19 protein-coding genes are annotated in these 21,103 nt (G+C 71.8%); 9 read left to right on the top strand and 10 right to left on the bottom strand.

Features of this window, described 5'->3' with window-relative positions:
• The first annotated feature begins 177 nt into the window (after positions 1-177).
• The gene (locus JJ683_RS07215; protein WP_307810746.1) at positions 178-654 is read left to right on the top strand and encodes an RDD family protein; all 477 of its coding nucleotides are present in this window, start codon (positions 178-180) and stop codon (positions 652-654) included.
• Between the two features lie 142 nt (positions 655-796).
• On the opposite strand, the gene JJ683_RS07210 is transcribed toward JJ683_RS07215, so the two are convergent.
• The 5 genes from JJ683_RS07210 to sucB all read right to left on the bottom strand — a co-directional run bounded on the left by JJ683_RS07210 (position 797) and on the right by sucB (position 6,419).
• Positions 797-1,540, bottom strand: coding sequence for a DUF4191 domain-containing protein (locus JJ683_RS07210; protein WP_200172608.1), 744 nt, complete (start codon positions 1,538-1,540; stop codon positions 797-799).
• A gap of 103 nt (positions 1,541-1,643) precedes the next feature.
• Positions 1,644-2,657, bottom strand: a complete 1,014-nt coding sequence (lipA, locus tag JJ683_RS07205; protein ID WP_200172607.1) for a lipoyl synthase — start codon at positions 2,655-2,657, stop codon at positions 1,644-1,646.
• 30 nt (positions 2,658-2,687) lie between these two features.
• Positions 2,688-3,455, bottom strand: coding sequence for a lipoyl(octanoyl) transferase LipB (gene lipB / locus JJ683_RS07200; RefSeq protein WP_200172606.1), 768 nt, complete (start codon positions 3,453-3,455; stop codon positions 2,688-2,690).
• A 93-nt stretch (positions 3,456-3,548) separates the two neighbouring features.
• Positions 3,549-4,433 (bottom strand): TIGR01777 family oxidoreductase, encoded by an 885-nt coding sequence (locus tag JJ683_RS07195; RefSeq protein ID WP_200172605.1) that lies wholly within the window; start codon positions 4,431-4,433, stop codon positions 3,549-3,551.
• A gap of 126 nt (positions 4,434-4,559) precedes the next feature.
• Positions 4,560-6,419 (bottom strand): 2-oxoglutarate dehydrogenase, E2 component, dihydrolipoamide succinyltransferase, encoded by a 1,860-nt coding sequence (gene sucB, locus JJ683_RS07190; RefSeq protein WP_200172603.1) that lies wholly within the window; start codon positions 6,417-6,419, stop codon positions 4,560-4,562.
• A gap of 494 nt (positions 6,420-6,913) precedes the next feature.
• On the opposite strand from sucB, the gene JJ683_RS07185 reads away from it, so the two are divergent.
• A complete protein-coding gene (locus tag JJ683_RS07185) occupies positions 6,914-7,309 on the top strand; it encodes an oxidoreductase (RefSeq protein ID WP_200172602.1) in 396 nt (131 codons plus the stop codon).
• Positions 7,310-7,382: 73 nt separating this feature from the next.
• Here the strand turns inward: JJ683_RS07185 and JJ683_RS07180 are convergent, their stop codons facing one another.
• Positions 7,383-8,954, bottom strand: a complete 1,572-nt coding sequence (locus JJ683_RS07180) for a leucyl aminopeptidase (RefSeq protein WP_372435258.1) — start codon at positions 8,952-8,954, stop codon at positions 7,383-7,385.
• A gap of 280 nt (positions 8,955-9,234) precedes the next feature.
• Between JJ683_RS07180 and gcvT the strand changes: the two genes are divergently transcribed.
• Together gcvT and JJ683_RS07170 are read left to right on the top strand one after the other, a co-directional pair.
• Complete coding sequence (gene gcvT / locus JJ683_RS07175; protein WP_200172601.1) at positions 9,235-10,365, top strand: glycine cleavage system aminomethyltransferase GcvT; 1,131 nt, start codon at positions 9,235-9,237, stop codon at positions 10,363-10,365.
• Between the two features lie 23 nt (positions 10,366-10,388).
• Complete coding sequence (locus JJ683_RS07170) at positions 10,389-11,492, top strand: branched-chain amino acid aminotransferase (protein WP_200172600.1); 1,104 nt, start codon at positions 10,389-10,391, stop codon at positions 11,490-11,492.
• 31 nt (positions 11,493-11,523) lie between these two features.
• On the opposite strand, the gene JJ683_RS07165 is transcribed toward JJ683_RS07170, so the two are convergent.
• The 3 genes from JJ683_RS07165 to JJ683_RS07155 are packed head-to-tail and all read right to left on the bottom strand — an operon-like array spanning position 11,524 to position 14,177.
• The gene (locus tag JJ683_RS07165) at positions 11,524-12,321 is read right to left on the bottom strand and encodes an adenosylcobinamide-GDP ribazoletransferase (RefSeq protein WP_307810745.1); all 798 of its coding nucleotides are present in this window, start codon (positions 12,319-12,321) and stop codon (positions 11,524-11,526) included.
• Positions 12,308-13,447, bottom strand: a complete 1,140-nt coding sequence (gene cobT / locus JJ683_RS07160) for a nicotinate-nucleotide--dimethylbenzimidazole phosphoribosyltransferase (RefSeq protein ID WP_372435257.1) — start codon at positions 13,445-13,447, stop codon at positions 12,308-12,310. Before cobT ends, JJ683_RS07165 begins: the two co-directional genes overlap by 14 nt.
• A gap of 1 nt (position 13,448) precedes the next feature.
• On the bottom strand, positions 13,449-14,177 hold the full coding sequence (locus tag JJ683_RS07155; protein ID WP_307810744.1) for a DUF3043 domain-containing protein: 729 nt from the start codon (positions 14,175-14,177) through the stop codon (positions 13,449-13,451).
• Between the two features lie 77 nt (positions 14,178-14,254).
• On the opposite strand from JJ683_RS07155, the gene JJ683_RS07150 reads away from it, so the two are divergent.
• The 3 genes from JJ683_RS07150 (at position 14,255) to JJ683_RS07140 (ending at position 16,994) form a co-directional block, all read left to right on the top strand.
• The gene (locus JJ683_RS07150; RefSeq protein WP_242474481.1) at positions 14,255-15,361 is read left to right on the top strand and encodes a glycerate kinase; all 1,107 of its coding nucleotides are present in this window, start codon (positions 14,255-14,257) and stop codon (positions 15,359-15,361) included.
• 97 nt (positions 15,362-15,458) lie between these two features.
• The gene (locus JJ683_RS07145) at positions 15,459-15,809 is read left to right on the top strand and encodes a HesB/IscA family protein (protein ID WP_200172598.1); all 351 of its coding nucleotides are present in this window, start codon (positions 15,459-15,461) and stop codon (positions 15,807-15,809) included.
• Positions 15,810-16,016: 207 nt separating this feature from the next.
• A complete protein-coding gene (locus JJ683_RS07140; RefSeq protein WP_200172597.1) occupies positions 16,017-16,994 on the top strand; it encodes a carbohydrate kinase family protein in 978 nt (325 codons plus the stop codon).
• 98 nt (positions 16,995-17,092) lie between these two features.
• Here JJ683_RS07140 and asnB read toward each other — a convergent pair whose 3' ends face one another.
• The gene (asnB, locus tag JJ683_RS07135; protein ID WP_200172596.1) at positions 17,093-19,051 is read right to left on the bottom strand and encodes an asparagine synthase (glutamine-hydrolyzing); all 1,959 of its coding nucleotides are present in this window, start codon (positions 19,049-19,051) and stop codon (positions 17,093-17,095) included.
• A 320-nt stretch (positions 19,052-19,371) separates the two neighbouring features.
• Between asnB and ctaC the strand changes: the two genes are divergently transcribed.
• Together ctaC and JJ683_RS07125 are read left to right on the top strand one after the other, a co-directional pair.
• Positions 19,372-20,517: an aa3-type cytochrome oxidase subunit II gene (gene ctaC / locus JJ683_RS07130; protein WP_200172594.1), complete on the top strand. Its 1,146-nt coding sequence runs from the start codon at positions 19,372-19,374 to the stop codon at positions 20,515-20,517.
• A 33-nt stretch (positions 20,518-20,550) separates the two neighbouring features.
• Positions 20,551-20,964 carry a cytochrome c oxidase subunit 4 gene (locus tag JJ683_RS07125; RefSeq protein ID WP_200172592.1) on the top strand — a complete coding sequence of 138 codons (414 nt, stop codon included), beginning with the start codon at positions 20,551-20,553 and terminating at the stop codon, positions 20,962-20,964.
• Positions 20,965-21,103 lie beyond the last annotated feature (139 nt).

The following is a 21,103-nucleotide window of genomic DNA, read 5'->3' as shown; positions in this document are numbered from 1 at the left end:
GTATAGACGCGGTGTTGCCCGTCAGTCAACCGGATGTTGCGACGGTGTTACACGTTACGTGTCCGGGGTGACATTCGTCTCGGGTCGCGGTGTGCGCCCCGGCTCGCGCAGGGCACGGGGCAGGTCGAACGCGGTCCGCGGCGGCCGGGCGTCGTGCAGTTCCGTATCCTGGCGCCCATGCGTCGAATGACCGGATCCTGGCTTTCGGGCCCCGCCGCGGCCCTCCCCAAGGGGGAGGACGGCAGCGTGGCCAAGTACCGCGGGGAGCGGCTCGGCCTGCCCGAGTCCGGCCCCCGCTCGGTGGGCGGGACCGGCCGCAAGGTCACGGGGCTGCTCATCGACTGGCTGCTGTGCTATGGCGTCGCCATGCTCCTGCTCGCCTTCTTTCCGCTGCCCGGCGGTCCCGCCACGACGGGCGCCGTCGTGTGGGCGGTGGTGAGTGTGGTCAGCGTGTGGCTGTTCGCGGCCACTCCCGGCCAGACGGCGATGGGCCTGGGGGTCGCCCGGGTCGACGCCGAGGTGCCCGTCGGCCTGCCGCGCGCGTTCTTCCGTGTGCTGCTCACCTTTTTCATCCTGCCCCCGCTCGTGATGGACGAGGACGGGCGCGGACTGCACGACCGCGCCACCCAGACGGCGGTCATCTGCGCGCGCTGATCCCGCCCGCGGCGGGGCCGGCGGCGGGTCGGCAGCCAGACACACGGCAGCCAGGACACACGGGAGGGGCCCGGCGACAGCGCGTCGCCGGGCCCCTCCCGTGGGCAGTGTGTGCCGAGCTCTGTCCTCCGGACCCGTTCGGTCAGCGCCGGCGGACTGTGCGCTGGATGCCCTTCTGCTTGGCGCCGCCCGGGACAGGCCCCTTGGGCATTGCCGCACCCGAGCCGCCCTTCTTCTGCAGGGCCGTCATGCGCGCCTCGATGCTGTCGAGGGTCTTGGTGTCGATGTTCTTGGGGAGCTTGGTGATCTGCCTCTGCAGCTTGGCCAGCGGCACCTGCCCCTCCTCGTTGCCCACGATGAACTCGTAGATCGGGGTGTCGCCGATCAGCCGAGCGGCACGCTTCTTCTCCTGTGCCATCAGCGGCTTGAGCCGGTGCGGCGCGCCCTCGCCCACGAGGATGACGCCGGGACGGCCGATGACGCGGTGCACTGCGTCGAGCTGTGTGGTGGCGGCGACGGCGTTCGTGACGCGCCAGGCGCCCTTGAGGTTCTCCAGCGCCCACGCGGCGGCGCCCGCCTGCCCGTCCGCCTTGCGGTAGACGTTCTTCTGCACGCGGCGGCCGAAGACGATGAACGCGAGCAGTGCACCGAGGATGATCCCCAGCACCAGCGCGGCCCACCAGGCGATACCCACCAGGAAGCTCAGCCCCACCAGAATGCCGACGGCGATCAGCAGCGTGGCCGCCATCAGCGGCAGGAGGGCCTTGTCCTCCTTGCGCTGCATCTGGAACGCCTGCCAGATCTGCCCGCGGCGCTCCTTGGACGCGGCGCGCGAAGCCGCTTTCGCCGCCTTGCGCTCTTCCTTGGTGGGTTTGCCCTTCGCCATGCTCCTCAGGATACGGGTCCGCGCGCGAGCGCCGTGCCCGTGGTCCGCGGCGCGGGCACGGCGGGCACGTGCCAGGGGGCGCCGCGCACAGCGGCGATGACCGTCAGGACTGCCGCATCCTGGCCAGCACCGAGCCCGCCTCCTGCCACGTGCTGCCGGACTCGGCGAGGTGCGCGAGGTTGTTCGGCAGCGATTCGCCGCGTTCACGCACCGCCTGCGCGTACAGCCGGCCGGCGCGGTACGACGAGCGCACCAGCGGCCCGGCGAGGACCCCCGAGAACCCCATTCCGCGGGCGGCGTCGGACAGCTCGACGAACTCCTGCGGCTTGACCCACCTGTCGATGGGGTGGTGCAGGGCCGAGGGCCGCAGGTACTGCGTGATGGTGAGGATCTCGCAGCCGGCGTCGCGCAGCGTCTGCATCGATTCGACCACCTCGTCGGTGGTCTCGCCCATTCCGAGGATCAGGTTGGACTTGGTCACCAGCCCCGCTTCGCGGGCCGCAGTGAGCACGTCGAGGCTGCGCTGGTAGCGGAACGCCGGCCGGATCCGCTTGAAGATGCGGGGGACGGTCTCCAGGTTGTGCGCCAGCACCTGGGGGCGCGCGTCGAACACGGCCTGCAGGGCGTCCGCGTCGCCCTGGAAATCGTCGATGAGAAGCTCGACGCCGGTACCCGGGTTGAGATCGTGGATCATCCGGCACGTCTCGGCGTAGATCCAGCTCGCCCCGTCGGGCAGATCGTCGCGGGCGACGCCGGTCACCGTCGAGTACCGCAGGCCCATCGACCGCACCGATTCGGCCACGCGGCGCGGCTCATCGGTATCGAGCGGCTGGGGCTTGCCGGTGTGGATCTGGCAGAAGTCGCACCGCCGGGTGCACTGGTCGCCGCCGATGAGGAAGGTCGCCTCGCGGTCCTCCCAGCACTCGTAGATGTTGGGGCAACCGGCCTCTTCGCACACGGTGTGCAACGATTCGCTGCGTACGAGACCCTTGAGTTCGGTGTATTCGGGACCCATGTGTGCACGGGTCTTGATCCACTCCGGCTTGCGCTCGATGGGTGTTTGAGCATTCCGGGCTTCGATGCGTAGGAGCTTGCGTCCTTCTGGGGCCACAGTCACACGGCCGATGCTACGCGCCGCGCGGCAACGTCAACCCAGGCGGATGGGCTCCATGAACGACGGCGACGCCGCACCGGCGGGCCCCTCCGGCGTGCGCCGGAGGATGTCGCACTCCTCCACGGGGAGATGGCCGTCGAGAGCCGCCGGCACCGCGTCCCGCACGGCGGGAAGGACCTCCGACGAGGGGACGTCGCGGCCCAGCTCGATGCTCAGCGACGTGACGCCGGCGTCGGTGATCCCGCAGGGGATGATCGAAGAGAAGTCGGTCAGGTCGGCGTCGCAGTTGAGCGCGAAGCCGTGCATGGTGACGCCACGCTCGACCCGGACGCCGATGGCCGCGATCTTACGTTCGGGCCGCACCACGGCGCCCGCCGTGCACGACGGCAGCCACACGCCGGAACGGCCCGGCACGCGCCCGCACTGCACCCCGAGGCCGGTGCACACGGAGATCAACGCCTGCTCCAACCGACGGACGTACTCGACCACGTCGACGGGCTCGGCGAGTCCGATGATGGGATAGCCGACCAGCTGTCCCGGGCCGTGCCAGGTGATCTTGCCGCCCCGGTCCACGTCGATCACCGGCGTCCCGTCCCGGGGGCGCTCCTCCGGCAGAGTGCGCCGGCCCGCCGTGTACACCGCGGGGTGCTCCAGCAGCAGCATCGAATCCGGTCCGCCCGCCGCACGCTCGTCGAGGTGCGCGCGCTGGCGGTCCCACGCCTTGAGGTAGTCGATGCGCCCCGACTCGCTGACGGCCACGGGGCGGGCGGACGAGCGGATCGATTCGGTGGCGCTGCGCATGACGACGACAGTACGCCGCCGCCGATACGGTCCCGGCGGCCCCGCGCGGGGCGGATCGGCGGGGGCACGGCCGGCGCTCGTGCGCCCGCCGGGTCAGACGGCGGCGTCGAGAGCCTGCCCGATGGTGGCGTGCCGGAAGGCGAACCCCAGGCGTTCGAGTTCCCGGGGGATGGCGCGCTGTCCGGTGAGCACGCCCTCGGAGGCGAACTCGCCGAGCACCGCGCGCAACGCCGGCGACGGGACGATCCACGGGGTGGGGCGGTGCAGCCGGCGCCCGAGCGCGGCGTTGAACTGGGTGTTGGTGACGGGGGCGGGGCCGGTGATGTTCACCGGCCCGCGCGCTTCGGGATTGCGCAGCAGGAACATGATCGCGCGGATCTGGTCGTCGAGCGAGACCCACGACATGTACTGGTGACCGTTGCCGAGCCGTCCGCCGAGCCCGAGGGAATAGAGCCGCTTGAGCGGGGCGAGCATTCCGCCGCGCGGCGCGAGGACCACGCCGCTGCGACACGTGACCACCCGCACTCCCGCGTCCGCGGCACCGCGGGCGGCTCCCTCCCAGTCCACGCACACCCCGGCGAGGAAACCCGAACCGGCGGGGGAGGACTCGTCCACCACGTGGTCGCCGGTGTCGCCGTAGTAGCCGACGGCGCCCGCGTTGATCAGTGCGGGGACGCCCGCCGCGGCGGCGGCACGGGCGATCACCCCGGTGGGCTCCACGCGGCTGTCGCGGATGAGCTGCTTGCGGGCGCCGGTCCAGCGACGGTCGCCGATGCCCACGCCGCACAGGTTCACCACGGCGTCGACGCCGTCCAGGTGTGCGCCGTCCAGGTGGTCGGTGGCCGGGCTCCACGGGATCTCGTCGTCGCCGCGCGCGGGGCGCCGCACCAGGCGCAGCACCCGGTGCCCGTCCTCCCGGAGCCGGGCGGCGAGGGCCGTGCCGATCAGCCCCGATGATCCCGCGATCGCCACTCGCATTGCACGGCACCCCTTCCTGTAAACGCACAGCACCCGGGTCTCATCGTATCGACGAAGACCCGGGTGCGGTGGGCTACTGCGGTCGCGCGCGCAGGCGCGGGGATGGCCCGTGCGAGGGCGGTGTCCCTATAGGCCCAGATCGGCCTCGAACGCGCCCTCCTCGAGCCGCTGGCGGATGGTGCTGACGAAGCGTCCCGCGTCGGCGCCGTCCACCAGGCGGTGGTCGTAGGTCAACGGCAGGTAGCACATCGACCGGATGCCGAGCGATTCGTTGCCCGCGTCGTCCTTGACCACGGACGGGCGCTTGACGATGGCGCCGGTGCCGAGCATCGCGGCCTGCGGCGGGACGAGGATCGGGGTGTCGAACAGCGCGCCCTGGCTGCCGATGTTGGTGATCGTGAACGTGCCGCCGGTGAGCTCGTCCGGCTTGAGGCCGCCGCCGCGGGCGCGGCCGGCGATGTCGGCGATGGCGCGCGCGAGCCCGGCGAGCGACAGGTCGCTCGCGTTGTGGATGACTGGCGAGAGCAGTCCCTGCTCGGTGTCCACCGCGATGCCGAGGTGCACCGCCGGGTAGTAGGTGATCTCCTTGGCGTCCGCGTCGTAGCTGGCGTTGACGTTGGGGTGCGCCTTGAGAGCCTCGACCACTGCCTTGGCGAAGAACGGGAGGAACGTCAGGTTGACGCCCTCCCGCTCGGCGAAGGACGCCTTGGCCTGCGCGCGCAGGGCGGCCACACGGCTCATGTCGACCTCATGGGTCTGGGTGAGCTGCGCAGTGGTCTGCAGCGACTCGAGGGTCTTGATCGCCGTGATCTGCCGGATGCGGTTGGCCTTCTGCGTGGTCCCGGGCAGGTGGGCGAGCTCCGGCCGGGGCGCGGCGGCCGGAGCGCCGGACCCGGACGTGGCGGGGGCGGCCGCGGGCGCCGCCGCGGCCTTCTTGTCCTCGGCCGCGGCCAGCACGTCCTGCTTCCGGATGCGACCGCCGACGCCCGTGCCGCGCACGGCGTTCAGGTCCACTCCGTGCTCGCCCGCGAGCTTGCGGACCAGCGGGGTGACGTACGGGGTGCTGCCCGATGAGTCGGACGCAGACGCAGACGCAGACGCAGATGCGGGTGCGGGCTTCCGGGAGGGTGCCGGCTGCTTCGGGGCCTCCTGTGCGGGGGCCGGCCGCTCCGGAGCTTCCTGCGCAGGAGCTTCCTGCGCAGGAGCGGCCTGCGCAGGAGCGGCCTGCTTCGGCGTCTCCTGCGCAGGAGACGCCGAAGCAGGCGCCTCCTGTTGCGGCTCGGCCTCCTGCCTCTGCTGAGGCTGCGACTGATTCTGCCCGGAGGCGGGGGAGCCCGAGCCGATGACGCCGAGCTGTCCGCCGACCTCGACGACATCGTCCTCCTGCGCGGAGATCTCCAGCAGGGTTCCGGCGAGCGGCGAGGGGATCTCGGTGTCGACCTTGTCGGTGGAGACTTCCAGCAGCGGCTCGTCCATTGCCACTTCGTCGCCGACGGACTTGAGCCACCGGGTGACCGTGCCCTCGGTGACCGACTCGCCGAGTTCGGGCATCGTCACCGGGCTGCCGTCATCGGCGCCACCTGCGTTGCCGCCGGAACTCTGCTGGGGTGCGGAGTCCTGCTGCGGCGCCGAGTCCTGCTGAGGTGTGGAGTCCTGCTGAGGTGTGGAGTCCTGCTGCGGCGCCGAGTCCTGCTGCGCCACAGGGGCCTCCTCCTGCTGCTGTGCCGGCTGACTCTGAGGAGTCTCGCCGGCTTCGCCGATGGAGGCGAGCTCGCCGCCGACCTCGACGACGTCGTCCTCCTGCGCGACGATCTTGGTGAGAACGCCGGCCGCGGGGGAGGGGATCTCGGTGTCGACCTTGTCGGTGGAGACCTCCAGCAGGGGCTCGTCGACCTCTACCGTGTCGCCCTCCTGCTTGAGCCACCTCGTGACGGTCCCTTCGGTGACGCTCTCGCCGAGGGCCGGCATCTGGACGGAGAAGGCCATGTCGTCTGACTCCTGAAAGTTGTGTATGTGTTCTTCGGGGTCGCTCTGCGCCGTGCTGCTGCCCGGTCGGCGGGCACGGTTTCATTGTGGGCTGGCCGGTGGGCCTGGAGGTGCCGTTTTGCCGAAGAGCGGCACGGACTCTGCGGGCGGGCGTTGCTCGTTGCCTTCGCAAGGCCGCACCCGCGCTGCCGTTGCCGGAGTCGTCGGGCATCTCCGGCGTCCATCCTTGCACCCGTGCGCGATTTGTGCTCGTGGTGGGTGTGCTGTACAAGCCGTGCACCGGAAACGACCCGCCGGTAGGGTCGTTCCCCTGGTGCAGGAACGGGACGGCGCGTTCCGCCGGCCGCTGGGTACACGGTGTGCGGGGGATACGGTCGGCGCGGCGGGCCCCCGATTCCGGTGGCAGAATTGTGCGGGAATCCGGGCACGTGTCGGCGCGAGGCGGGTGCGAAGAGGCGCGACAGGAATTGTCAACGTGACGATGGGGTTGCTCGATGGGGTTGTTGGACGGGTTGTTCGGCGGGCCGGTGGCGAAGGAGAAGCGCGCGCGCACTGACGCGGACCGCACGTACCTGGTGGCCTGGGCCAAGTCCCACGAGGGCGTGGAAGGGTTCGTGGAACCGGAGAACTCCTTCAACGCGGTGACGATCGTCCTCGTCGACAAGGACGGCAGTTGGACCCGGCGGGCACCCGGCGGAGCCCGCGGTGCCGCGCGGGTGGGCCGCGAGGCCGCCATCCCGATCTACGACGTGACCAAGGTCGGCTATCCGCAGCGCATGCGCGACCACATCGAGCGCGCGCGGATCCGGCGGCGCCGCGCGCTGCGCGCGGAAATGCTCGGGGGACGGGCCTCGGGGCAGGGCGCCTCGGAGCAGGATCCGGTGGAATGAATGCCGGACGCGGGCACCGGCCCGCACGCGCCCGCCGCATGACCGCACGGGCACGCGGCGGGCGGCCGGGGAGTCATCCGTTCGAGGCGATGTCCTCGAGCACGGCGATCATGGTGCGCACCGGCACGCCGGTGCCGCCCTTGCCCGTGTAGCCGAAGGCGCCACCTGTGTTGTAGGCGGGTCCCGCCACGTCGAGATGCGCCCACTGGACTCCGTCGGCGACGAACTCGCGCAGGAACAGCCCGGCCGCCAGCATGCCTCCCCAGCGGTGATTGGTGACGTTGGCCAGGTCGGCCACCTTCGAATCGAGGTCGGCGCGCAGCTCCTCGCTCAGGGGCATAGGCCAGCCGTTCTCGCCCACCGTCCGGGATATCCGGGCGACGCGATCGCGGAACTCGTCGGTGCCCATCACACCGGGGGTGCGTGAACCCAGCGCCACCATTTGCGCGCCGGTGAGCGTCGCGGTGTCGATGAGGTAGGCGGGGGAATCCTCGCATGCGCGCGCGATGGCGTCGGCCAGGATGAGCCGTCCCTCGGCGTCGGTGTTGATGACCTCGACCGTGGTGCCGTTGTACTGGGTGAGCACGTCGCCGGGCCGCTGGGCGGTGGCCGACGGGAGGTTCTCCGCCATGGGGACGTACGCGGTGATGTCGAGGGGGATGCCCAGTTGGGCGGCGAGCACCACGGTGGCGACCACGGCTGCGGCGCCGCCCATGTCGGAGGTCATGTTCTCCATGCCTGCGGCCGGCTTGATGGAGATGCCGCCGGAGTCGAAGGTGACCCCCTTGCCGACCAGTGCGACGCCGGGACCCGACCCCTCACCGCCCCGATGGGCCATACGTACCAGGCGCGGCGGACGGGACGACCCCTTGCCGACGCCCAGGATCCCGCCGTAGCCGCCCTCGGCCAGGTCGTCCTCGTCGAGTACCTCGACGTGCAGGCCCGTCACCGTGCCCAGTGCGCGTGCACGGTCGGCGAACTCGGCCGGATACAGGTGGCTGGGCGGGGTGTTGACGAAGTCCCGGGCCACCACCACGGCGGCGGCGACGGTCGCGGCGTGCTCCACCTGCGCGGCGGGATCCGCTCCCACGCCGTCGTCGGACCCGCCCGCGTCCGGAACCAAGAGGTCGACCCGCCCCACGGGCGACGGCCCCGGGGCGGATTTGAACTCGGTGTACCGGTAGGCGCCCAGCACGAAGCCCTCGGCCGTGGGGCCCGCTCCGCGCAGCGACAGCGTGGTGACCGCGTGCTCCACGCCGTCGAGTGCCCGTGCTGCGGTGCCCGCGGCCTGGCGGAGGCGCTCCTCGGCCTCGCCTGCAGCAGCGTCGTCCGGCTCCGCGGACGGATCGGGGACATCGCCGAGCCCTACGGCGAGGACGCTCGCGACGCCGAGATCCGGCGGGGCCGGGACCCGTTGCACCGTGGCGGCGGCCCCGTCCGCGCCCACCGACTCCAGGCGTGCGAGCACATCGGCGGCGAGCCCGCCGGACAGCGGGCCGAGGTCCGCCAGGGACGGCCCCGCCTCGCCCTTGAACAGGCCCACCACGAGGACCTCGGCGGCGGGGTCGACGGCGGTCACCGCGGCGAGCCGAGGCGCCGGCGCGGGGAACGTCGAGGAAGCGGGGGCGGTGTGCGAGGCACTCACTTGCGGCTCCTGGTGGATCGTGGCCGGCGGCGATGTCGTGCAGGACGGGTCGTGCTGTCGGACGGGTCGCCTTGCCGGATGGGTCGATGCGGCGCGGTCCGCTTCCGGAGCGGCCGGTGCACGCCCGCCGGAACGGGCCGGCGGGTGCACGGAGCCATCGTATCGACCGCACGGGTGCGATGGCGGCGCCGTGCAGACCGGGCCCGGCCGGCCCCCTGCGGCCGGCGCATGGTCGTGCGAACCGGCGGTGCCGCCGTCGCGGCGGCGTTACGGTCGGGGCATGGACTCCACGGACGCGGCGGCCCGGGGGCCGCAGCACGGCCCGCTGCAGGACATGCACACGGCGGCCGGCGCGACGTTCGGCGGGTTCGGCGGCTGGGAGATGCCGATCTCTTACACCGGAGTGGTCGCCGAGCACAACGGCGTGCGCGACCGGGTGGGGCTGTTCGACGTCTCGCATCTGGGCAAGCTGACGGTACGGGGTCCCGGCGCGGCGGCGTATGCCGACAGAGTGCTCACCGCGGACCTCGGCGCGCTCGACGACGGTGCGGCCCAGTACACGCTCTGCTGCACCGAGGAAGGCGGCGTCGTGGACGACATGCTCGCCTACCGAATCGGCGCCGACGAGGTGTTCCTGGTGCCCAACGCGGCCAACGCGCAGGCGGTCGCAGCGGTGCTGCGCGCGGGCGCGCCCCCCGGGCTGGAGGTGGCCGACATGCACCGCGAACTGGCGGTGCTCGCGGTGCAGGGGCCGCGCTCGCCCGCGGTCCTGGCGGCCGTGGGGTTGCCGGTGGGGATGGACTACATGCGGTTCGCCGACGGCTCCGTGGCACCGGGCGGGACGACGGTGGGCCTGAGGGTGGGCCGTACGGGCTATACCGGCGAGCACGGCTACGAGGTGATCATCCCGTGGGCGCAGGCCGGAGCGGTGTTCGACGCGCTGCGCACGGCGGTCGACGATCAGGGCGGGGTCCTCGCGGGCCTCGGCGCGCGCGACACCCTGCGCACCGAGATGGCGTATCCGCTGCACGGGCACGAACTGTCGGAAAGCATCTCGCCGCTGGAGGCGCGGTGCGGTTGGGCCGTCGCCTGGGACAAGCCGGCTTTTCGCGGACGCGGCGCGCTCCGCGCGATGCGCGAGGCCGGCCCGCCGCGCAGGCTCCGCGCTCTGCGGGCCGTCGACAGGGGCATTCCCCGCCCGGGGCAGGGGGTCCGGGGCGGCAACGGGGCCGTGCTGGGTGTGTGCACGTCCGGCACGTTCTCGCCGACCCTCGGCGCGGGGATCGCACTGGCGCTGGTGGACGCGCGATCCGCCCCACGGCCGGGCGACGTCGTGACCGTGGACGTGCGCGGCCGCGGGCTGCGGTGCGAAGTGGTGCCGCCGCCGTTCCTGCCGAGCCGGGTCAGATGACCGCCTGCGATACGATGACGCGCATGACCGGTCTTCCCGAATTCGCGCATAATCCGCATCCCGCACCGCATTCGGACGCCGAGCGCGAGCGCGTACTGGCCGCCCCCGGCTTCGGGAAGTTCTTCACCGACCACATGGTCACCGTCGACTACTCGCCCGGCGAGGGCTGGCACGACGCGGTGGTGGGCCCCTACGCGCCGTTGACGTTCGACCCGGCTGCCACGGTGCTGCACTACGGCCAGTCCATCTTCGAAGGGCTCAAGGCCTACCGGCACGAGGGCGGCGGCATCCACTCGTTCCGTCCGGACGCCAACGCCCGCCGGTTCCGCGCGTCCGCCGAGCGCCTCGCGATGGCCGATCTGCCTGAGGAACTCTTCCTCGAGTCTCTGCGGCAGCTGCTCGCGGTCGACTCCGCGTGGGTTCCGCCGGCCGGCGGCGAGGAGTCGCTGTACCTGCGGCCGTTCATGTTTGCCACCGACGTGGGGCTGGGCGTGCGCCCGTCGGACGACTACCGGTACGTGCTCATCGCCTCGCCCGCCGGCGCGTATTTCCCGCGCGGCATCAAGCCGGTGAGCGTGTGGCTCTCGCACGAGTACGTGCGCGCCGCCCCCGGTGGTACGGGTGCGGCCAAGTTCGGCGGAAACTACGCGGCCTCGCTGATCGCGCAGGCGCAGGCGGCGGGGCAGGGCTGTGACCAGGTGGTATGGCTCGACGCCGTCGAGCGCGAGTACATCGAGGAGATGGGCGGGATGAACCTGTTCTTCGTCTTCGGCTCCGGCTCCGACGCGCGCCTGGTCACTCCGGAACTGTCCGGCTCGCTGCTGCCGGGCATCACCCGGGACTCGCTGCTGCAGCTGGCGGCGGACGCGGGCTACAGCGTGGAGCAGCGTCGCATCAGCGCGGACGAGTGGGAGCGCGGCTGCGCGTCCGGCGAGATCACCGAGGTCTTCGCCTGCGGCACTGCGGCGGTGATCACCCCCGTGGGGACGGTCAAGCACGCAGGCGGCGAGTTCACTGTGGCCGACGGCGAGGCGGGCGAGGTCACGCGGGCGCTGCGGGACACTCTCACCGGCATCCAGCGGGGCACCTTCGCAGACACGCACGGCTGGATGTCGCGGCTGGCCTGACATCCCATGGCCGACGTGCAGCGGGCGCGGATCAGAGCGTCAACGCCACCGTGGCGATCGCCACGGAGCCCTCGATGACGGCGCCCAGGACATCGCCGGTGATGCCGCCGAAGCGCCGGGCGCAGTGCGCAGTGAAGGCGATGGCCGCGGCCAGGACGACGAGGACGACGACCGGCCCCTGCCACATCCGTTGCGGCACCGCGACCACCGCCGCCGCGGCGGCGGCGACGGACCAGGCGGCGAGCACGCCGGCTCGTTGCGTGCCGGCGACGAGACCGCCGAATCCGCCGGGCGCGGCCGGTGGGATGCCGCGGCGGCATGCGACGACGACGGCCACGCGTCCCAAGGCGACGGCGACCGCGATGGCGACCCACTGCGAGGCGTCCGCCAGCGCCCCCAACGCCAGGGCCTGGCAGCCGAGGAGCACGACCAGCGCGGCCACGGCGAACGGCCCCGCCCCGCCGGAACGCATCACCTCGAGCGCACGCTCGGGCGGCCCGTAGCATCCGAGCCCGTCGACGGTGTCGGCCAGCCCGTCCACGTGCATGCCCCGGGTGGCCAGCGCGAGTAGTCCGACGGTCACCAGTCCCGCGAGCACGGGGGCCATTCCCGCGGCGAGTGCGCACCAGAGCACTCCGGCGGCGGCCGCGCCCAGCAGCACCCCCACGGCCGGAGCGGAGACGATGGCGCGGCGGGCTCGCGTCCGGTCGATCCCGCCGCGGGGAACGGGGACGGGCAGCACCGTCAGCCAGGACAGCGCCAGGGCGGGGCCGTCGAGGACGGTGCGCAGCCCGTGCGGGCGGCCGTCTTCCCCGTCAGCCCGCAGCACCGGAGACGCCGGCGTCGGCGAAGGTGGACATGTTCGACAGCGTGGCGACCGCGGCGCGCACCACGGGGACGGCAGTGAGCGCCCCGGTGCCCTCGCCCAGCCGCATGCCGAAGTCGAGGAGAGGCTGCTTGTGCAGCCGTTCGAGCGCCGCGTCGTGCGCCGGTTCCGCGGAACGATGGCCCGCGAGCCACCAGTCCGCGCAGCCTGGGGCGAGCTGTGCGGCCACCAGCGCCGCTGCGGTGGCGATGAGTCCGTCGAGGATCACGGGTGTGCGGCGCACCGCCGCCTGGGCGAGGAATCCGGCCATCGCCGCGAGGTCCGCGCCGCCGATCGTCCGTAGTAGCGCGACCGGGTCGCCGACGAAGTGCCGGGCGCGGAACATCGCGTCGCGGATCGCCGCGGTCTTGCGCATCCACGCGGCGTCGTCGATGCCGGTGCCGCGTCCCACCGCCACCACCGGTTCCAGGCCGGTGAGGGTGGCGACGATCGCCGTGGCGGGCGTGGTGTTGCCGATGCCCATGTCGCCGGCGACGAGCAGGTCGGCCCCGGCGTCCACCTCTTCGTCCGCGATGGCGCGGCCGGCGCCGATGGCCGCGATCGTCTCCGCCGCGGTCAGCGCGTCCTCGCGGTCGATGCTTCCCGACGAGGAGCGCACCTTGTACGCCCGCACCGGATCGGCATCGGCGTTTGCGGGGATTGCGGCCCCCGCCTCCGGGGCCCCCGCCTCCGAAGCTCTGGAATCCGCTCCGGGAAGGTCTCCGTCGACCGCCATGTCGACCACCCGGACACCAGCGCCGACGCTGTCCGCGATCGCATTGACGGCGGCGCCGCCCCGGCGGAAGTTCTGCACCATCTGCGCGGTCACGTCGGGTGGGAACGCCGAGACGCCGGTGCGCGCGATCCCGTGGTCGCCGGCGAAGACGACGACCCGCACCCGCTCGAGCCTGCGCGGAGGGCACAGGCCCTGGCACGCGGCCACCCAGCAGGCGACGTCCTCCAGCCGCCCGAGCGAGCCGGGCGGTTTGGTGAGCTCACGCTGGCGGGCCTGCGCGTCGCCCAGCACCTTCGCGTCGGGCGCGGTGACGGTGGGGAAGGTCGCACCGAGCTCCGCTGCAGCTGCGCTCACCTCAGACCTCATCGCCGACGGAGACCTCCGGCCGCGGGGTGCGCATGCGCCGTAGTTGCGACGCGCGCACGAACGCGTACCAGCCCAGGGAGAAGCGGCTGTCGACCACATCCGGATACCGCTCGGCGACGCGTGCGAAGGTGCGCCGACTCAGGAAGAAGCCCTCGATCATCATCAGCACGACCATGATGAGCATGAACAAGCTGACCACGGCCTGGATGTTCGGCGCCAGGAACAGCGACATGATCATGACGATGGCCAGCGGCATGAACAGGCCCACCAGGTGGCGACGCGAGTCGACGATGTTGCGGACGTAGCGCCGCTCCGGCCCCCGGTCCCGGGCGGGCAGGAACTTCTCCTCGCCCGCCATCATGCGTTCGCGACGGTCGGCCATCGCCGCGCGCCGCTCCGCCGACTCGGACTTGCGCTCCTCGCGGGACTTCTTGGTCCCGTCGCGGTGGATGCGACGGCGGGCGCGCGCCTCCTTCGCCGTCATCGGGGCGGGCCCGACGGGGCCGCGGCGCTTCTCGGATGCGTTGCGTTTGGGGGTGGGGCGGCCCTTCGCCTCGGTGGCCCTTCCGCTTCCGGCGGCCCTTCCGTCCGGCCCGGGGCCGTAGTCCGGGCCGCCACTCGAGTCCGTGGTGGCGTCGTTCGGGGAGGGGGCGGTGTCCGAGGCGGGATCGTCGGGCGTCGGCTGTGCATCCGATGCCTCGCGGCGCAGAAACTTCACCCCACCAGGTTATAGGGACGGCGTCGCCGGCCCTGACCCTGGTCGATGCTCGACGCGCTCCGGCCTATCGTGGACGGATGGAGGCGATGCGCCACGTGCCCGGCACGCGACCGCTCCGCGTGCTGGTAGCGCCGGACGGGTTCGGCGGGACGCTCACCGCCGCCGCGGCGGCGTCCGCGATGGCGGAGGGCTGGGCCCGTGTCCGGGCCCGCGACGCCTTGACCCTCGCGCCGCAGTCGGACGGCGGCCCCGGGTTCATCGACGTGCTGCGGCGCGGCATCGGTCCGGCGCACGTGGAATCGCGGTGGGCGGACGTGACAGGACCGTTGGGCGCCCCGGCCCCCGCGCAGTGGCTCCGCGCGGGCGACACCGCCTTCATCGAGTCGGCCCAGGCGTGCGGTCTGCAGCTGTTGGGCCGGCCGCCGGACCGGGAGACGGCGCTGGAGGCGACCAGCTTCGGGGTCGGCGAGCTCATCGCACGGGCGGTGGCCGAGGGCGCGGAAAGCGTCGTCGTCGGCCTCGGCGGCAGCGCCTGCACCGACGGCGGGGCGGGCGCTGCGGAGGCGTTCGGCGGCGTGGGCCGGATGCGCGGGGCGCTTTGCGGGGTGGAGCTGACTGCGGCCGTCGACGTGCGCAGCCCGTTGCTCGGCGCCGGGGGTGCGGCCGCGGTGTTCGGGCCGCAGAAGGGCGCCGACGACGCGGAGACGGTTCGCCGGCTCGAGGCGCGCCTGCGGGAGTGGGGCGCCGTGCTGCTCGCCGACACCGGTGTGGACGTGCGTGACGGCATGGGCGCGGGCGCGGCGGGAGGACTGGGCGGGCTGCTGATGGCCCTGGGCGCGCGGGTACGGCAGGGGGCCGCGATCGTCGGCGAGGTCACCGGCAGGAGCGCGGCGGTGGGCGATGCCGATGTGGTGCTCACCGGCGAGGGGTGCCTCGACGCCGGGTCCGCACGCGGCAAGGTCGTGGGTCACCTCGCCGAGGAGGGTGCCCGGCACGGCGCACGGGTGATCGTCGTCGCCGGGCGGATCGCGCTGGCGGAGCCGGACCGTCGTCGCATGGGCGTCGACGAGGCGTGGGCGGCGGCCGAGGTCGCGGGGTCGGTCGACGCGGCGATGGCGCATCCCGCGGCGTTCGTGTCCGAGGCGGCGCGGCGGGCCGCGCAGGCCATGGCCGGGGCGGCATGATCCCCGGATATTCCCGGACCCGCAGGCCGCGGGAATGTTGCGGCGGGCGGTACCGTTGACCCTATAGGCGTGCGTCGCAACAAGCTGAGGAGATTTCATGACTGTCGAGAGCACCACCGCCACCCACGGCGTGACGTTGAGCGATGAGGCCGCAGCCAAAGCCAAGGCCCTGCTCGACCAGGAGGGCCGTGACGACCTCGCTCTGCGCATCGCCGTCCAGCCCGGCGGGTGCGCGGGACTGCGCTACCAGCTGTTCTTCGACGACCGTGCCCTCGACGGAGACCACGCCGCGGAGTTCGGCGGCGTCAAGCTGGTCGTGGACAGGATGAGCAGCCCGTATCTCGAGGGCGCATCGATCGACTACGCGGACACCATCGAGAAGCAGGGGTTCACCATCGAGAACCCCAACGCGGGCGGCTCGTGCGCCTGCGGCGACTCGTTCAACTGACGCAGCGGCACCCCGTGCGGGGCCGGCACCTGGGACAGGTGCCGGCCCCGCACGCGTTTCCGGGCGGCGGCGCTGCGCCGGCCCGGCCGAGTACGGTGAAGTCCGCTCGGCATCCGGCGTGCAAGCCCGGGACGCGCTCGAGCTCCGGCAGGCTCCGATCGCAGGCGGGGCCTGCGCGCCTGTACCCGAATCCGAAAGGCCACTCTCGTGACCATCGTCGTCACCGGCTCACTCGCCACCGACCATCTCATGCGTTTTCCGGGGAAGTTCTCCGAACAGTTGCTCGCCGAGCATCTCGCCCAGGTCTCGCTGAGCTTCCTCGTCGACGACCTGGTCGTCCGTAAAGGGGGTGTCGGCGGCAACATCGCGTTCGCCATGGGCGTGCTCGGCGGACGGCCCCTGCTCGCGGCGGCGGCGGGCGTCGATTTCGCCGAATACCGGGCCTGGCTCGAGGAGCACGGCGTGGACTGCAGCGGGGTGCTCGTGTCGCAGAAGGCGCACACCGCGCGCTTCGTGTGCACCACGGACACGGAGATGGCGCAGATCGCGTCGTTCTACCCCGGGGCGATGTCGCAGGCCCGGGAGATCGGCATGGGGGCGCTCGCGCAGGAGCACGGGCCGCTGGAGATGGTCCTCATCGGCGCCAACGACCCGGACGCGATGATCCGCCACACCCGGGAATGCCGGGAACTCGGCATTCCGTTCGCCGCCGATCCGTCGCAGCAGCTGGCGCGGCTGTCCGGCGAGCAGGCCCGCGAGCTGATAGACGGCGCGGAGATCCTGTTCAGCAACGAATACGAGTGGAGCCTGCTGCTGCAGAAGACCGGGCTCACCGAGCAGGAGGTCTCCGCGATGATCGGCCTGCGGGTGACGACGTTGGGCGCCAAAGGGGCGGTGATGGTGGACGCCGACGGCTCCACCGTGCAGGTCGACGTGGTGCCGTCGGAGGAGCCGGTGGATCCCACCGGCGTCGGTGATGCATTCCGTGCCGGCTTCCTCGCCGCGCGGACCGCCGGGCTGGGGCTGGAGCGGGCGGGCCAGTTGGGGTCGCTGGTCGCCGTCCACGTGTTGGAGACCACGGGCACGCAGGAATGGTCCCTCGACAAGGACGCGGCCACCGCACGCCTCGGCGCGGCCTACGGACCCGACGCGGCCGCCGACCTGGCCGCGCTGCTGCCCGGCTGATCCCGGCGGCACGCCGGTGCGGATACACGTCACGCCTGCCCGCACCGGCGTCCGCCGAAAGCCGGGCCGCCGGCGGGAGGAGGGCCCGGGGGTGGGCGTCAGACCTCGACGGGGTAAGCGGGTTCGTCGATCTCCGGGTGGATGCGCTCCTCGACGAAGATCCCATGCCAGATCATGAAGGCGAGGATCGTCCACAGCCGTCTGCTGTTGTCGGCCACGCCCGCACGGTGGTCGGCGAGCATCCGGGCGGCGGCGGCCTTGTCGAAGATGTGGTCGGTTCCGGACTCCGCGATCACGGCATGCGCCCAGTCGTAGAGCTCCGTGCCCGCGAGCCAGTGCCGCAGCGGAACGGGGAAGCCGAGCTTGGCGCGGTGCAGCACGTGCGGCGGCACAATGCCCTCGAGCGCGCGGCGCAATGCGTACTTCGTGGTCTGCCGGGTGATCTTCTGGTCCAGTGGCAGGGATTGCGCCACCTCGAACACCGCGCGGTCGAGGAACGGCACGCGCAGCTCCAGCGAGTTGGCCATGGTGATCTTGTCGGCCTTGACGAGGATGTCCCCGCGCAGCCACGTGAACAGGTCCAGGTGCTGCATGCGGGCCACCGGGTCCCACCCGCGGGAAACGTCGTAGACCGGCGCGGTGACATCCTGGTGCGTCCACTCCTGCCGGAAGCCGCGCAGCACCGACCGCAGCTGGGCGTCGCTGAAGCTGCGCGCATTGCCGTAGTAGCGGTCCTCCAGCGTCATCGACCCGCGGTGCAGCAGGCTTTTGCCGCGGACCCCGTCCGGGATGCGCTCGGAGAGTCGGCCCGCGCCGCGCCGCAGGGGACGGGGCAGGCGCTCGAACGGCTTGAGTGACAGCGGCTCGCGGTAGATCGTGTAGCCCCCGAACAGCTCGTCCGCACCCTCCCCGGAGAGCACCACCTTGACGTGCTTGCGGGCCTCCCGTGCGACGAAGTAGAGCGGCACCAGCGCGGGATCGGCGACCGGATCGTCGAGGTACCAGATGATCGCGGGGATCGATGCGGCGAACTCCGCGGGGCTCACCACCTTGACCACGTGCCGGGCGCCGATCGCAGCCGCCGACTCGGCGGCGACGTCCACCTCCGAATACCCCTCGCGTTCGAACCCGGTGGTGAAGGTGACCAGGTCCGGGTTGTGGCGCATGGCCAGCGCGGCGATGGCCGTCGAGTCGATGCCGCCCGACAGGAACGAGCCGACGGTCACGTCGGCCCGCATGTGCTTGGCCACCGAGTCCTCGAGGGCATCGGCGATCTCGCGGTAGCGGGCCTCCTCCGCGCCCGCCGGGACCGGCCGCACAGGGAACCGTGGCGCGAAATAGCGGTGCGGCTCCACGTCGCCGCCCGGCCGCACCGTCGCGTACGTGCCCGATTCGAGCCGGCGGATTCGCGCGTGCAGCGTCTCCGGCTCGGGGACGTACTGCAGCACCATGTAGTGCTCCGTGGCACGCGGGTCCAGTTCGAGGCCGATGCCCAGGACGTCCGCGAGGGCGATGAGGCTCTTCTTCTCACTGGAGAACGCGGTGCCATGCGGCCCGGTGGCGTAGAACAGCGGCTTGATGCCGAACGGGTCGCGGGCGAGGAACATCGTCTGCTCCCGGCTGTCCCAGATCGCGAACGCGAACATGCCGCGCAACTGCTCGACCGCGGCCGGCCCCCAGTAATGGAAGGCCGCGACGATCGACTCGGTATCGCCCTCGGTGCGGAAGACCGCGCCGTGGTCCTTCTCGAGCTTCGCGCGCAGTTCCAGATAGTTGTAGATCTCACCGTTGAACGTGAGCGTGTAGCGGTCCGGGTCGTCCTCAGGGCCCCAGGTGAGCGGCTGATGCGAGTGGCCGATGTCGATGATCGACAAGCGGTTGAAGCCGAACACCACTCGGCCGTGCGGAGTTCCGCCGCCGGCCGCCGCAGGTTCGGTCCACACGCCCGACTCGTCGGGGCCGCGGTGCCGCTGGCAGGTCAGGGCGGCGCGCACCCTGTCGATGGCCGCCGGCGGCACTGCCGCGTCGGCGCTGACGAGTCCGAGAAGGCCACACACAGGGGCTGCACACCTCGCAGATCATTGACGGGATCCCCGATGCCCGCACCCCGGGGGGGCGTCGGACCGCGCGGAGAAGCCGATTCGGCGCTTTCGCAAGCAGAGTATGCCGCACAATGATCGGAGACGTCGGGTGCGACCCCGTCCGGCGACAGTGGCGTCGACGGACGGGGTCGCCTGCGGTTGCGGCTTCGTCGGGCCGCGGCGCAGTGTGCGTCCCGCTGGTCGCAGGGCCGAGTTCGGGTTCTCCCGGCCCCGTGGTCTACGCTGCGTAGTATTCCGATGGGCAGCAACACTCGGCAAAAGCAAGGCAGGAAGGCGTGAACGTGGCACACGGTGGTCGGCGTCGGCTCGTCCGGCGCATAGGGCTTGCGGCATCTTTGGGCCTTGCAGGGATGGCGCTCGCGGGGTGTTCCCTGACGGATATCAAGAACCCGATTCTTCGCGCGGGCTGGCCGGACGGCGTCACGCCGGAGGCGCAGCGCATGCGCGAGCTGTGGACGTGGTCGATCGTCGCGGCGATGACCATGGGCCTGATCGTCTGGGGCCTGGTCTTCTGGACGCTCATGTTCCACCGCAAGAAGAAGAACTCCCCGGACTTCCCGCGCCAGACGCAGTACAACGTTCCGCTCGAGCTCGCCTACACGGCGGCGCCGTTCGTGGCGATCGCCGTGCTGTTCTTCTTCACCGTGCAGACGCAGAACTACGTCAACGAGAACCCGCCGAACCCGGATGTCACGGTCGACGTCACCGCGTTGCAGTGGAACTGGCAGTTCGGTTACCGCCAGGCGCACACGGCCGGCTACGACAACCCGCCGGATCCGAGCGCGGAGGATCCGGACCGCAAACTGAACCGCCACTTCGACGTCAGTCCCGAGGTCCAGGAGGCCAAAGACCGCGGCCAGACCGGAATGCGTGAGGACTGGTCCTACCTCTACGACGACCAGATCACCACCGTCGGCTCCACCACCGAGATCCCGGTGCTGGTCCTGCCCGTCGACCAGTCGGTGCGCTTCACTCTCGCGTCCAGGGACGTCATCCACTCGTTCTGGGTTCCCGAGTTCCTGTTCAAGCGCGACGTGATGCCCTTCCCTGAGGCCAACCAGTCCCGCAACGTGTTCACGATCGACAAGATCGACCACCCGGGCGCCTTCGTGGGACGTTGCGCGGAAATGTGCGGCACCTACCACTCGATGATGAACTTCGAGGTCCGGGCCATTCCGGAGCCGCTGTTCAACGAGTACATGGAGATCCGGGACCCGCAGCGCAACGGCGGCAAGCAGGTGTCGAATGCCGACGCGCTGGCCGCCCTGCAGCAGCGGCACTCCACCGCCGTGAATCCGGCCGCCGAGGACAACATGTGCGACTACAACGGCACGGACGTGTGCACGCCCACGGCGATCACCACGCACCCGTTCGAGCAGCGGTTCAATCAGGCAGCAGCGGCTGCGACCGAAGGCAAGTAGCAGCCCACCTGCGGATCTAGGACGAGGACTGACATGAAGGTCGAAGCAAGAATCTTCGAACTGGTGACGGTGTTCTTCATCATCATCGCGATCGTGTACGGCATTTTCACCGCCGTCGAGGGTGAACTCGAATGGGCCGGCCTGACGGCGATGGTGCTGGCGGCGGGCCTGGCGATGATCATCGGCACCTACTTCCGGTTCGTCGCGCGCCGCCTGGACACGCGCCCGGAGGACTACGAGGACGCCGAGATCAGCGACGGTTCCGGCGACCTGGGCTTCTTCAGCCCGCACAGCTGGTGGCCGATCCTCGTCGCGTTCTCGGCCGGTATCTTCGCCATCGGCTTCGCGCTGTGGCTGCCGTGGCTGTTCATCTTCGCCATCGTGCTCATCCTCATGGCGGCGGCCGGGCTCGTGTTCGAGTACCACGTGGGCCCCGAGCGTCACTGAGCCCAGCGGCCCCTGCGGGGCACGGACTGCCGAGCCGGCAGACCACACCCAGACGCGTCGATGGCGCGCCCCTCTGCCGAGGGGGGCGCCCGCGCCGCCCCGGGGGGGGGCGGGGGCCCCCCCCGGCGGGGCCCGGGGG

The organism is Tomitella cavernea, assembly GCF_016599145.1.
Classification (GTDB): Bacteria; Actinomycetota; Actinomycetes; order Mycobacteriales; family Mycobacteriaceae; genus Tomitella; species Tomitella cavernae.
Note: the sequence above shows the minus strand (reverse complement) of the source record. Positions and strands in the feature narration are given on the sequence as shown.

Excerpts from the sequence above, each read along its gene's own strand:
- sucB (WP_200172603.1), bottom strand. The coding sequence starts at position 6,419 with ATGGCCTTCTCCGTCCAGATGCCGGCCCTCGGCGAGAGCGTCACCGAA.
- JJ683_RS07215 (WP_307810746.1), top strand. The coding sequence starts at position 178 with ATGCGTCGAATGACCGGATCCTGGCTTTCGGGCCCCGCCGCGGCCCTC.
- gcvT (WP_200172601.1), top strand. The coding sequence starts at position 9,235 with ATGGACTCCACGGACGCGGCGGCCCGGGGGCCGCAGCACGGCCCGCTG.
- JJ683_RS07195 (WP_200172605.1), bottom strand. The coding sequence starts at position 4,433 with ATGCGAGTGGCGATCGCGGGATCATCGGGGCTGATCGGCACGGCCCTC.
- JJ683_RS07145 (WP_200172598.1), top strand. The coding sequence starts at position 15,459 with ATGACTGTCGAGAGCACCACCGCCACCCACGGCGTGACGTTGAGCGAT.
- JJ683_RS07210 (WP_200172608.1), bottom strand. The coding sequence starts at position 1,540 with ATGGCGAAGGGCAAACCCACCAAGGAAGAGCGCAAGGCGGCGAAAGCG.
- JJ683_RS07170 (WP_200172600.1), top strand. The coding sequence starts at position 10,389 with ATGACCGGTCTTCCCGAATTCGCGCATAATCCGCATCCCGCACCGCAT.
- JJ683_RS07125 (WP_200172592.1), top strand. The coding sequence starts at position 20,551 with ATGAAGGTCGAAGCAAGAATCTTCGAACTGGTGACGGTGTTCTTCATC.
- JJ683_RS07150 (WP_242474481.1), top strand. The coding sequence starts at position 14,255 with ATGGAGGCGATGCGCCACGTGCCCGGCACGCGACCGCTCCGCGTGCTG.
- lipB (WP_200172606.1), bottom strand. The coding sequence starts at position 3,455 with ATGCGCAGCGCCACCGAATCGATCCGCTCGTCCGCCCGCCCCGTGGCC.
- JJ683_RS07185 (WP_200172602.1), top strand. The coding sequence starts at position 6,914 with ATGGGGTTGTTGGACGGGTTGTTCGGCGGGCCGGTGGCGAAGGAGAAG.